Raw genomic sequence first — 11,861 nt, 5'->3', positions numbered from 1 at the left:
ATCTACCCCGTTACGCGCCTGGTAAGCCAATGACGAACATTTGTAATAACCAAACGATCAAGCCATAAGCTCCCACGCTCCCCATCATTAAAATCGGCAACAGTATGCCGGCAAAGAAAAACGTTTTAATCACATCTTTCAAGGTTGAGTGTGTTTGTTGTCTTAGCATAAATAGATTCCCAAGCTTGATTATAAGAAACGCGGATTATACAGAAGAAAGAGAAATCCTTATTGAGAAGGATCAAATTAGATATCTTTTAAGAGTTAAACTGGTAAAAAATAGCCAATAAGAATAGAAAAACATCAATGTAATATAATGTTTTATATAAAAAAAAAATAAATTTCTCATCACATCGCTGATTCACCAACAAAAAAAACAGGATATAACAAAATATCCCGTTTTTGCTTATTGATTACTTAATTATGCTACATCGTAGGTCATCAAAGCATTGGTTTTATCCATCGCTAAATTCATATAACGCTCATATTGTTTTAATACATCAGCAATTAATTCATCTTTAGTCATATATTGTACATCATAACCTTCTCGCCCATCAATAAAGTAGGTAATCGGCTCATAAGAACGTTTAGAATCAATATTTGGCATCGCTTCATCTTCCACCACTAAGGTGGATAATTCACGGAATTGACATTCAATACCATATAAGAAATTACGTAAATTTTCTTTCATCACCACAAATTCAATTTTTGGTTTTTTCCCTGCAATCATGTCAACTTGTGCGGTTAAACCGTGTTTTTCAAACTCCGCCACTAATTCATAAAAAGCAGGCTGAGCAATTTCATCAATAAAATTACGCACGTCAGCACGTTTCGATTGCGAAAGAATTTTTTCTAAGCGCAACTTCCAGTGTTTCCCCGTCCAATTACTGCTACCCTGTGAAAAAGTTTTGCTGAAATATTGGTTATCCACCATCAACCCTTTCCATAGACCAAAACACAGTAACAACATAATCATGGTGAAAGGTAAGGCGATGACCAGTGTCATGGTTTGTAAGGCAGACAAGCCGTCTGAACGTAATAAGGCAATCGCCAGTACCGCCAATAATATTGCCCAAAACACACTTTGCCATTTAACACTGTTTTCTTCCCCTTGCGAAGCAATGCTGTTAATCACATAAATGCCAGAATCCGCCGAGGTAATAAAGAATAAAGCGATAATCACAATGGCAATAAAGGAAGCAATATTGCCAAAAGGTAATAAATCAAAAAAACCAAATAATAACGCTTCCGTGTTGCCCGCAAGTGCGGTCAAATTTCCTGCAGTTTCCCCATCTAGCCAAATCGCAGAATTGCCGAAAGTGGTCATCCACAGTGCATTAAAGAGTGAAGGAATAAATAACACCCCTAAAATAAATTCGCGAATCGTGCGCCCTTTAGAAATTTTGGCAATAAAAAGACCGACAAACGGGGCCCAAGACACCCACCACGCCCAATACAACACCGTCCAACCGCTAAACCAACCTTGATTTTCAGGCTCATAAGCAAAGGTGCGGAAACTTAACGACACTAAATTACTCAGATAATAACCTAGATTTTCCGTGAAGCTGGTTAATAATAACAATGTCGGTCCAAGCACGATCACAAACAGCATTAGAATCAGCGCAAAAAATAAATTAATTTCACTTAAACGGCGCACCCCCTTTGCAACCCCCGTAATGGCAGAAATCGTTGCAAAACACATCACCAAAATGATCAACAGAGAAAGCGTGGAAAAACTCCGAGAGTCAATCCAACCCAAGCTATTTAATCCCGCATCTAACTGCATGGCGCCATAACCTAAGGTCGTCGTGATACCGAAAATCGTACTACATAAGGCACAGACATCGATCACATGTCCCCAAAAACCTGAAATACGCTGTTTTAATAACGGATAAAAGCCTGAACGGATGGTGAGCGGTAACTTATACCGAAAACCGAAATACGCCAGTGCGAGACCAATCACCGCATAAATTGCCCAAGCATGAATCCCCCAGTGATAAAAAGTCATTAACATGGCTTCTTTGGTTTTTTCCGCTGCAGTCATGCCCTGATGTAATGGATTGGCATAATGCAACATCGGCTCAGCCACACCAAAATACATCAAACCAATACCCATTCCTGCCGCGAATAACATCGCTATCCAAGAGAGGAATGGATACTCTGGTTCTTCATTATCCGAACCTAAACGAATATCGCCTAATCGACTGGTACAAAGCAACACTAAGAAAACAATAAAAATGGATACCGCAAGCACATAAAACCAACTGAAATGGCTAAAGATTTGTTGCTTAACGATGTTTAAGGTCCCCTGAGCATGTTGTGGAAAAAAAGAACAATATAAAGTGACAAAAATGATGAAGAAAAGACTGGGAAAGAAAATCGGTGCTTTTAATGTACTACGTTGTTGTAACTGCTTAAAAAATGTCAAAACGCCTCCTTAGTGACGAGATAATGTGATATAACCTATTGGCATACGGAAATTTCATGCTATTCATGAAAAATAAGGAAAAAACTGCGCAAAATACAGTTTAAATGAGATAGTATTGCACTTAACTAAGACAACTAATCGCCATTAATATAACAAAAATGCCTCAAAATCGCAAAAGTCCTCTTTTCGCGCCAACAGGCAAAAAGAGTAACTGAGTTTATTTTCCTGTCTTTCCTTGCTATATTTACGCAGTTTACATCTTCTAAGGATATCAAATGACCCAATACAACAAACTGAGAATTGAATGGGATTGTCGGCGAGGAATGCTCGAACTGGATAACGTCATTATGCCATTTTATCGACAGCACTTTGACGCCTTATCTGACACACAAAAAGACACCTTTATTCGTTTATTAGCGTGTAGCGATTTACAGCTTTTTTCTTGGTTCTTTAATCGAGGTACGGCAACTGATCCTCAATTACAACAAATGGTTGATTACATTCAAAAAACATTGAAACTCACAGATTAATTTGTCTTTACAAAAAAGATTGAACTTTTTTTATTCGGCACCGTCTAACTGTTTGCAAGAGCTTGCTGTCTTTGAATATTAAGGCTTGTTAGAGGTGATATAAGAGGTTATATGGCTGAACAGCTAACAGATCAGGCTTTGGTAGAAAGAGTACAGCAAGGAGATAAAAAGGCCTTTAATTTATTGGTTTCTCGTTATCAAAATAAAGTGGCTGGTTTGCTGACTCGCTATGTGTCACAAAACGACATTCCTGATGTTGTACAAGAATCATTTATCAAAGCATATCGCTCGATTGATTCTTTTCGTGGTGACAGTGCTTTCTACACATGGCTATATCGAATCGCCGTCAATACGGCAAAGAATTATTTAACTGCTCAAGGACGTCGCCCTCCTAATGAAGATATCTTAGCGGAAGAGGCTGAAAGTTATGAAATGGGCAGTAACTTACGGGATGTGGATACCCCGGAAAATGAAATGTTATCCAGCGAATTAAAGAAAATTGTATTTGATACAATAAACGGTTTACAAGAAGATTTAAGAACGGCCATTACACTCCGCGAGCTTGAGGGCTTAAGCTACGAAGAGATCGCAGAAATTATGGATTGTCCAGTTGGAACTGTTCGCTCTCGAATTTTCCGTGCGCGTGAAATTATCGAAAGTAAAGTGCAACCTATGTTGCAACGTTAAATACAATACAAAAAATCCAAAACCAAGCAAAAGTTGGAGTGTCCAAATGCAAAAAGAGTTACTTTCAGCCTATATTGATGGTGAACAAGTCAGCGCTGAATTGACTGAAAAATTATGCCAAGATGACGAATTACAGCAATCTTGGGCAAATTTTCATACAATTCGTGCAGTCATGCGTCAAGAAAGCGAAGTATTACTGGGTGCAGATTTTACCGCGAAAATGGAAGCGCTCATTGAAGCAGAGGAAATGAAAGTCGTCACACCGATGATTTCACAACCGTTGCCAGAAGAAGTAGAACACTTACCATTTATGCAAAAACTCAAAGGTCTTTTTGCTCCCTTGGCACAAGTCGCTGTGGCAGCGAGCGTTTGCTTAGTTGCGGTGCTCGGCACACAATCTGTGATTACGGCTAAGAATGAAGCGCAAAACAATGTTGATGCGCCAATTTTACAAACCTTACCGTTTAATAATGTCGTACAGCAAGTAAGTTATAATGCACCGATTAAAGATGTGGTCACACCAGAGCAATTGGAACAAAAAAATAAACGCATTGGTGCAATGTTACAAAACTATGAAGTACAACGTCGTCTTTACGCTGACTCTTTAATCTTAAATCAGCAAAACACACAAAAATAATGTTTTTCGTTAATTCACCTTCACCACCTTTATAGGTGGTGAATTTGTTTTATGGTGGCAACTATGTTTAAAGCACTGCAAAAATCTCTCACCTTTTTCTTGCTCGCGCTCTGCTCATTTAACACATTTGCAGAAGAAAGCCTGTCGGCCAAACAAATTCTACTCAAAATGCCAGAAGCGCGCGAAAAACTCAGCTATGAAATTGCTTTTGTAAAAACAACACCCGCCAATATGGATTCTTTACGTTATCGTCATCTTCATATTGATGGTAAATCCTATGCGCAGTTAGTGACTCTAGACGGTGTCCAACAAGAAATTGTGCTCAGGGATAATTTAGTCAGCTATTTCCAGCCGAATTTCCAACCTTTTACGATTCATAGCGCCCAAATCATTGACAGTTTACCGGCACTGATGAATGCCAATTTTGAACGGTTAGAAAAATACTATGATTTTGTCAAAATGGGGCGCAATCGTGTTGCTAACCGCCTTGTGCAAACAATTCGTATTTTGCCAAAAGATGATTTCCGTTACCAATATGTCGCCTTTATTGATGAAGAAAATCATTTGCTACTACAAAGTGACATTCTCGATCGCGATGGTAACTTATTAGATCAATTTCGTGTCGTCAATCTGTATATTGGCGATGGCTTACAAGGTTTAGCCGAATATCTCGAAAATATTGTGTTCCCACCATTACTGATTGATAAAAAAGAAGAGACAACGCCAACATTCCACTGGCAAACCAGCTGGTTACCACAGGGGTTTGTCAAGATAAATCAAGCTGTGGGATTAGACGATGAACGCCATATTGAAAGCCAATTATACAGTGACGGGTTATTCTCTTTTACGCTTTATGTGTCTGATCCGATTGCTGAGGTCAATTTAGATAATACGTGGAAACAAGGAACTTATACGATTTACAGTGAAATGATCAATGGCAAAGAAATTACCTTTGTTGGTCAATTACCGATTTCCACCGCAAAACGTATCGTGCAAGATATTCAGTTCAAAAAGTAAGGCATAACATGTTAAAAGAAACAGCCATTGTGATTGACTACCAATCCGGCATGGCAAAAGTAAAATGTCAATCACAAAGTGCTTGTGGAGCTTGTGCAGCACAAAACGCCTGTGGCGCCTCCGCTCTCTCTGAACTCACTGGAGAAAAGGGAGAGCACATTTTTTGGATTGAAACCATTACTCCACTAAAAGTGGGGCAACGGGTTGAAATTGGTTTAGAAGAGCGTTCGTTAATTTTCTCCGCGCTCATCATTTATATTGTTCCTCTACTTACTATTCTCGTCAGCACGTTTCTCGCGGAAAAACTGTTCTCTCATGAATTAATCAGCGCTTTATTTATCTTTATTTGCACAGCATTGTCCTTTCTCGCCATTCGCACATACAGTAAAAGGTTAAAGAAGAAACACCACTACCAACCTATTTTATTAAGAGTTTTGTAATCTTAACGAATCCTTTATAATGCACAGAAATTTAAAAATAGGATAATTTTATGCCGTTTATGTTAGGTATTACAGGCTATAGTGGAAGTGGCAAAACCACATTACTTGAACAGCTCGTGCCAATTCTTAATCAACATGGGATAAAGGTTTCCGTGATAAAACACAGTCACCATGATGCACAAGTAGATAAAGTCGGTAAAGACAGCTGGCGCATGAAAGAAGCCGGGGCGAATCAGGTGATGATGACCTGCGATAATCGTTGGGCATTGATGACAGAAACACCAATGCAACCCGCCAATCTAGCCTATTTAGCGCAACATTTTGATCCTCACTTAACGGATCTTATCCTTGTAGAAGGTTTCAAACATGAGCCGATTGAAAAAATATTATTACACCGTCAAGAAATGACAAAACCGCGACCAGAACTCGACCAATATGTTATTGCGTTAGCCACCAACTATCCACTTTCATCAACGGTCCCTGTTTTAGACATCAATGATATCACGCAAATCGCTACTTTCATTCGGCATTGGTATCAACAAAAGTGCGGTGCAAAATAGGAAAGTTTTATGACCGAACGTGAAAGTTATCGGGGGTTAGCTTGGATTGCGGCAATGGCACTTTTCATGCAAACCCTTGATGCAACCATTCTCAACACTGCCTTACCCGCCATTTCACGCGATTTAAATGAATCGCCGTTAGAAATGCAACTTGCGATTATCAGCTATGCACTCAGTGTGGCATTGTTTATCCCACTCAGTGGTTGGCTCGCGGATAAATATGGCACCTTAAAAATTTTTCGCATTGCTGTCAGCATTTTTGTTATCGGCTCTGTTGCCTGTGCCATCTCTAACACGCTTGATACCCTTGTTCTGGCGCGTGTATTACAAGGTTTTGGCGGTGCCTTAATGATGCCAGTAGCACGGCTTGCCATTATTCGCACCGTGCCTAAACAGCATTTATTATCCGTTTGGAATTTAATGGCGATGTCAGGTTTGCTCGGTCCGATTTTAGGTCCGATTTTAGGTGGCTGGTTAGTAACCTATGCGACTTGGCATTGGATATTCTTGATTAATATTCCGATTGGTATTATCGGGGTATTGATTGCAGGCAACTACATGCAAAATGTCACGGCTGAAGTCAATAAACTTGATTGGAAAGGCTTTATGCTCTTTGCTGGTAGTTTAGTCGGACTCACATTGGGCTTAGATCTCATCGCTGAACGAAGTAGTCACAAAGGGATTGCGTTTAGTGTATTAATGTTGGGATTACTCTTATTGTGTGCTTATTATTTCCACGCGAAAAAATCCCCTATTTCCCTTTTGCCACTGTCCTTATTTAAGATCAGAACCTTTACGATCAGCATTGTGGCCAACTTATTTATTCGCCTTTGTGGTTCGGGGATTCCTTTTTTATTGCCTTTGATGTTACAAGTTGTTTTTCATTACAGCGCGGAATTATCTGGCTGGCTCCTCGCTCCGATTGCCATCAGTTCTGTGTTAATGAAACCCTTAATTAGCCCTATTCTCCACCGTTTAGGCTACAAAACCACCCTTCTTTTAACTGCCATTTGTCTCACACTGGCGATTGCTGTCATGGCGTTGGTCACTGTTGACACACCAATTTGGTTATTAGTACTCGCCCTCGCATTTTATGGCGCTTGTATGTCTGTGATTTTCAGTGCGACCAATACCTTAGCGGTCAGCGAATTATCCGAACAAAACGCCAGTGCCGGCTCCACTATTTTGAGCGTTGCTCAACAAATGGGGATTGGGATCGGCATTGCGGTCTGCTCCGTGATCCTTGGGATTTATCGCGACCACATCGGAGAAGTGGGCGAACAACTTCAACAATCATTCAGCTATACCTTTTTAAGTGTTGCCTGTTTTGGTTTTATTTTGATTTGGGTGCTCACTTATTTAAAAGCCCAAGATGGTCAGAGTCTCCGTCGTTAAAATACAAGGCGATCATGGGAGCCCAATTAACCATATAAGATATTGATTTTTAAAAGACTAAATTTTAACAACTTAAAATATAGTACTATTCCTAGTACTATTTTTGTTTGCTACCCCTATTTTTGAGTGTTTTTTATACTTTATTTCTGCCTAATATCCCTCTCTAAAAATGAGTTTCTTTGCATTATAAAAAAGGACTAATTAAAACTTGTTAAAAGGGTGTCAGCCATTGGCTGATACTTATCATATATACGTTAGAATAATTTTCCTAACGGTGAAATATTTAGCTCTTATCTATTTACTAATAAGCGTTGTGCAAATTTACATATCGGACAATAACAATACAGATTATCTTCGTATGAGTACGGATAAAAAACTAGTTATTAATGATCATTTACATGGGGTTGTTTTTAAAATGGCAAGCTAAGCACAGAGAATTAAATAAGAAATTTGTGTATCGAAAATGGGGAAATTTGATTGGCTAGTGAATTGAGGGTAGAGAAAACCGCCAGTGTGGCGGTTTGGGGGATTCTGGGCGGTTGTTATTGATTAGGTTTATTCTTGTTCTCTTGATTTACTTTATCAAAAATATCGTTGTTCAACTTTTGAATTGATAAAAAATTGTACATAAAATAAGGTAGAGAGAGAATAAGAAAAATTTCTGTGTATAATACAGGATCAATTTTTAACGCTATTTCTTCGTAAAGTACGATTTTAATAACTTCCCAGTTTTTTGGTTCTGAAAAAGAAATATAAGCCAAAGTAATCAAAAAAAACTCAATAAAAAATCTATTCCTTACTTTATTTATAGCACGACGGATTTCAGCAATATAAGATGGATTTTTAACTCCACTAGGTACGATCGTAATAATCAGACCAAGACCAACACTAAACAAAATGCCTGCCACGGTATAAAGTACGTTTAATGTAGATATGCTAGGGCGGTAAGTTCCAATATTGCAGATTAATAATGAAATAAAAAAAGCTACGATTAATTGAGCTATAATTTTCACTGCCTGATCTCTTGTAGGTAATGTGCCATAGCCTGTATTAGTTGCTCTTCAACAAGATATCCGCTTTCTGTTTTTTCAATTTCAACAGTTTTTGTTTTGAGCAAATCTTTTCCTCTGACTATATTTTTTTTATCTTTGGTTTTAAATTTTATATTCTCAATATCACCCACAGGCTTAAGGGTAGCTCCAAGGATTTTTTCATAGTCATCCTGAATCATTTTACGTGGTTTTTTAAATTTAACCACTAATTCAGCGGAAATTATTTTAGCAAGATTTTCAACTTCTTTAAAGTCAGAACCCTCTTTCAATAGTTTAGGAAGTAACTCTTTGATAAAAACCTTACTAAGCCAATGACGTTTGGTGCCGGTATTTTCTGTAGTTTGCATAGTGTAGTTGTTTGGGGATTTCTGACTATCCGCATGTTGTTCCGGTTGCGAATGTGGGATATTGTTGAATTCTGGATCAACAAAAGTAGCTGAAACCAAATCACTGAGCTTACATTCCGGTGGTGGAGAAATCATTGGTGTAATTTCTAAAATTTCATCATTGAGTAGCCATGCCAAATATGTTTGTAACTGCTTAATAGTTTGATTTAATGGCATACAGGCAGTAACAAGATAATCATCAAGGATAGAAAAATAGTAATGACGTTGATATATACCAGCTGTCGAAATTGTGCGCTTCTTCAAGTCGTTAATACTGAATTTATGTTCATTCAATAGCTCATCAGTAATATGTTGCACACCGTTGCCTAATTTCATCCGTAATAATGTACAAAATAGAGATTGTTGCTTTCCTTTACTGCTATAGTCTGAGATAAGATCTTGTTCTTTATCAGTATCATCTGGATTTAATATCAAACAGCGTTTTTCAGCGGAATGATCACTTTCTAAAAAGGCCTCAAGTTTCTCTCTTACCTGACTCGTATCTGTTGTTGCATTAGGATTGTTAATTTTAAAGGCTCGTAATACGACTTGAGCAGTTTCGATTTTTTTTCTGTTATATTTTTTTTTTGCCATATTTTTTTCCTTATGTTAAATCCACTAATCACAAAGCACAGACCACCAAAAGACTTTGTTTATCAAGTGCCACGCTAAATTCAAAAAAATCACCTTTATAACAAGTTGATTTTTAATACTACGACAATAGCGTTATATAAACAAATATCTATTATATGTTTTGTGATCCGCCTCAAAGAGTAAAAAAGGTCGAAAAACTGGAATAGCGATTTAAGGAGTTTTTAGGAGCAGTAGTTTGGGCTTTTTACCTGAACTTTTTACCCCCTCCCTATATCTGAGAATTTTAATTTCGCGGTTGTAAAAATTGAGTTAGTGGAGCGGTTGATAAAGTAAAAAGTAGTAGAGATTTAATCGTCTCTCTTCCAAATAATGTTATAAGCATTAAATACACAAATTTTTTAATATGTGACACATAATCAATATGTGGATTTACGAGGGGGGTTGATGAAGATTAATTTATGGATTGGCGGAAGATCATGGGAGTCGAACCCACCCGAGATTGCTGGCAACCTCAACAGGATTTGAAGTCCTGCCGCTTCACCGGAAACGACGATCTTCCGTGTTAGAAGTGGTGAGCACTTTAACGCAAATACACAAGGGATTCAAGTAGGTAAATAAAACTCGGGAGAAATTGACCGCACTTTTTTAACCGCCTCACAAAATTGGGCTTTCTTTTTGATTGCATACTGAATTTTCAGCGAAAAACGAGTATGATTAAATCAATTTTGTGCGCAATAAAAAGGAATCCGAATGTCGCTCTACTCTTCTCTTCCTTCCATTGATAAATTGTTAAAAACGCCTGAAGGCGCTAGATTAAGTCATGAATTTGGGCATACTGCGGTAGTGAATATTTGTCGTCAATTGATTGAACAAGGGCGTGAATACATCAAGAATGAAAATAAACTGCTCCCCGTTTTTCAAGATATAAGCGATACTTTACGTGAAATTGAACACCAGTTACACGCACAAAGCCAAGTGAAAATACAATCCGTCCATAATCTGACCGGTACTATTCTACACACCAATCTTGGGCGTGCCTTATGGTCAGATGCTGCCCAACACGCCGCCTTGACCGCAATGTCGCACAATGTGGCATTAGAATACGATTTGGAGGAAGGCAAACGGAGTCATCGTGATCATTATATTAGCGATCTCTTATGCCAATTAACGGGGGCGGAAGCCGCCTGTATCGTCAATAATAATGCAGCAGCGGTGTTACTTATGCTAGCGACCTTTGCACAAGGCAAAGAAGTGATTATTTCTCGGGGTGAATTAATTGAAATTGGCGGTGCTTTTCGTATTCCAGATATTATGCAACAAGCCGGTTGCAAATTGGTGGAGGTCGGCACAACCAATCGTACACATTTAAGCGATTATCGTCACGCGATTAACGAAAATACTGCCTTTTTAATGAAAGTGCACAGCAGTAATTATCAAATCTGTGGTTTCACAAAGTCAGTAACAGAGGCAGAACTAGTAACATTAGCCAAAGAATTTAATCTACCAGTGATGACTGATTTAGGCAGTGGCGCATTAGTCGATTTAGCACAATATGGATTGCCGAAGGAACCGACCGTGCAAGAAAAATGGGCACAGGGTGTAGATTTGATTTCATTTTCTGGCGATAAACTACTGGGCGGACCACAAGCAGGTATTATTGTGGGCAAAAAAGCCTGGATTGATCGCTTACAAACACATCCTCTTAAGCGTGCACTGCGCTGCGATAAAGTCATTCTGGCAGGATTAGAAGCCACCTTGCGTTTATATTTGCAACCAGAGAAATTAAGCCAACACTTAACCACACTGCGCCTGTTAACACAACCAGTAGAAGCATTACATGAACAAGCCAAACAGCTCCAATCCGTATTACTGACAAAGTTAACCACAGATTACAGTGTAGCTATCACCAATAGTGTGGCACAAATTGGCAGTGGCTCACAGCCCATGGCAACCATTCCTTCTGTCGCAGTCACCATTTCCACTGAAAAAGCAGGAAAACTGACCGCACTTTTACAACGTTTTAAAGCTCTTCCACAGCCGATCATTTGCCGAGTAGAGAAAGAAAAAATTTGGTTAGATTTACGTGGTTTAGCGGATATAGATAGTCTCCTCAAGACAGTCATGCAGCTATAAAA

12 protein-coding genes and 1 tRNA gene are annotated in these 11,861 nt (G+C 38.6%); 8 read left to right on the top strand and 5 right to left on the bottom strand.

Going from position 1 to position 11,861, the window contains the following annotated elements:
* Positions 1-10: 10 nt before the first annotated feature.
* On the bottom strand, positions 11-169 hold the full coding sequence (locus KPF51_RS10785; protein WP_005736300.1) for a periplasmic nitrate reductase, NapE protein: 159 nt from the start codon (positions 167-169) through the stop codon (positions 11-13).
* A gap of 252 nt (positions 170-421) precedes the next feature.
* Positions 422-2,428 carry a BCCT family transporter gene (locus tag KPF51_RS10780; protein WP_014391566.1) on the bottom strand — a complete coding sequence of 669 codons (2,007 nt, stop codon included), beginning with the start codon at positions 2,426-2,428 and terminating at the stop codon, positions 422-424.
* 275 nt (positions 2,429-2,703) lie between these two features.
* Here KPF51_RS10780 and KPF51_RS10775 point away from each other — a divergent pair, with 275 nt between their 5' ends.
* The 7 genes from KPF51_RS10775 (at position 2,704) to KPF51_RS10745 (ending at position 7,694) form a co-directional block, all read left to right on the top strand.
* Entirely contained in the window at positions 2,704-2,958 is a 255-nt protein-coding gene (locus tag KPF51_RS10775) for a succinate dehydrogenase assembly factor 2 (protein WP_005724751.1), read from the top strand.
* A 111-nt stretch (positions 2,959-3,069) separates the two neighbouring features.
* Positions 3,070-3,645, top strand: coding sequence for an RNA polymerase sigma factor RpoE (rpoE, locus tag KPF51_RS10770; RefSeq protein ID WP_005755383.1), 576 nt, complete (start codon positions 3,070-3,072; stop codon positions 3,643-3,645).
* A 46-nt stretch (positions 3,646-3,691) separates the two neighbouring features.
* Positions 3,692-4,282, top strand: coding sequence for a sigma-E factor negative regulatory protein (locus KPF51_RS10765; protein WP_005755381.1), 591 nt, complete (start codon positions 3,692-3,694; stop codon positions 4,280-4,282).
* A 63-nt stretch (positions 4,283-4,345) separates the two neighbouring features.
* On the top strand, positions 4,346-5,299 hold the full coding sequence (gene rseB, locus KPF51_RS10760) for a sigma-E factor regulatory protein RseB (RefSeq protein WP_005757982.1): 954 nt from the start codon (positions 4,346-4,348) through the stop codon (positions 5,297-5,299).
* An 8-nt stretch (positions 5,300-5,307) separates the two neighbouring features.
* On the top strand, positions 5,308-5,739 hold the full coding sequence (locus tag KPF51_RS10755) for a SoxR reducing system RseC family protein (protein ID WP_005752272.1): 432 nt from the start codon (positions 5,308-5,310) through the stop codon (positions 5,737-5,739).
* Between the two features lie 50 nt (positions 5,740-5,789).
* The gene (gene mobB, locus KPF51_RS10750; RefSeq protein ID WP_061406283.1) at positions 5,790-6,299 is read left to right on the top strand and encodes a molybdopterin-guanine dinucleotide biosynthesis protein MobB; all 510 of its coding nucleotides are present in this window, start codon (positions 5,790-5,792) and stop codon (positions 6,297-6,299) included.
* A 9-nt stretch (positions 6,300-6,308) separates the two neighbouring features.
* Positions 6,309-7,694, top strand: a complete 1,386-nt coding sequence (locus KPF51_RS10745; protein WP_005718967.1) for a DHA2 family efflux MFS transporter permease subunit — start codon at positions 6,309-6,311, stop codon at positions 7,692-7,694.
* Positions 7,695-8,236: 542 nt separating this feature from the next.
* Here the strand turns inward: KPF51_RS10745 and KPF51_RS10740 are convergent.
* The 3 genes from KPF51_RS10740 to KPF51_RS10730 form a co-directional block, all read right to left on the bottom strand.
* Positions 8,237-8,707: a hypothetical protein gene (locus KPF51_RS10740; RefSeq protein WP_061406284.1), complete on the bottom strand. Its 471-nt coding sequence runs from the start codon at positions 8,705-8,707 to the stop codon at positions 8,237-8,239.
* Complete coding sequence (locus tag KPF51_RS10735) at positions 8,704-9,726, bottom strand: hypothetical protein (RefSeq protein WP_064661123.1); 1,023 nt, start codon at positions 9,724-9,726, stop codon at positions 8,704-8,706. Before KPF51_RS10735 ends, KPF51_RS10740 begins: the two co-directional genes overlap by 4 nt.
* Before the next feature lie 464 nt (positions 9,727-10,190).
* Positions 10,191-10,285: transfer RNA gene (locus KPF51_RS10730), tRNA-Sec, on the bottom strand.
* Between the two features lie 191 nt (positions 10,286-10,476).
* On the opposite strand from KPF51_RS10730, the gene selA reads away from it, so the two are divergent.
* Entirely contained in the window at positions 10,477-11,859 is a 1,383-nt protein-coding gene (gene selA, locus KPF51_RS10725) for an L-seryl-tRNA(Sec) selenium transferase (protein WP_005724735.1), read from the top strand.
* Positions 11,860-11,861: the final 2 nt, after the last annotated feature.

It is taken from the genome of Pasteurella sp. XG20 (assembly GCF_018968665.1).
In the GTDB taxonomy this organism is placed as follows: domain Bacteria; phylum Pseudomonadota; class Gammaproteobacteria; order Enterobacterales; family Pasteurellaceae; genus Pasteurella; species Pasteurella multocida.
Note: the sequence above shows the minus strand (reverse complement) of the source record. Positions and strands in the feature narration are given on the sequence as shown.

What these genes read in the sequence shown, in the direction of transcription:
- KPF51_RS10785 (WP_005736300.1), bottom strand. Translation starts at nt 169, where the DNA reads ATGCTAAGACAACAAACACACTCAACCTTGAAAGATGTGATTAAAACG.
- KPF51_RS10775 (WP_005724751.1), top strand. Translation starts at nt 2,704, where the DNA reads ATGACCCAATACAACAAACTGAGAATTGAATGGGATTGTCGGCGAGGA.
- rpoE (WP_005755383.1), top strand. Translation starts at nt 3,070, where the DNA reads ATGGCTGAACAGCTAACAGATCAGGCTTTGGTAGAAAGAGTACAGCAA.
- KPF51_RS10765 (WP_005755381.1), top strand. Translation starts at nt 3,692, where the DNA reads ATGCAAAAAGAGTTACTTTCAGCCTATATTGATGGTGAACAAGTCAGC.
- rseB (WP_005757982.1), top strand. Translation starts at nt 4,346, where the DNA reads ATGTTTAAAGCACTGCAAAAATCTCTCACCTTTTTCTTGCTCGCGCTC.
- KPF51_RS10755 (WP_005752272.1), top strand. Translation starts at nt 5,308, where the DNA reads ATGTTAAAAGAAACAGCCATTGTGATTGACTACCAATCCGGCATGGCA.
- mobB (WP_061406283.1), top strand. Translation starts at nt 5,790, where the DNA reads ATGCCGTTTATGTTAGGTATTACAGGCTATAGTGGAAGTGGCAAAACC.
- KPF51_RS10745 (WP_005718967.1), top strand. Translation starts at nt 6,309, where the DNA reads ATGACCGAACGTGAAAGTTATCGGGGGTTAGCTTGGATTGCGGCAATG.
- KPF51_RS10735 (WP_064661123.1), bottom strand. Translation starts at nt 9,726, where the DNA reads ATGGCAAAAAAAAAATATAACAGAAAAAAAATCGAAACTGCTCAAGTC.
- selA (WP_005724735.1), top strand. Translation starts at nt 10,477, where the DNA reads ATGTCGCTCTACTCTTCTCTTCCTTCCATTGATAAATTGTTAAAAACG.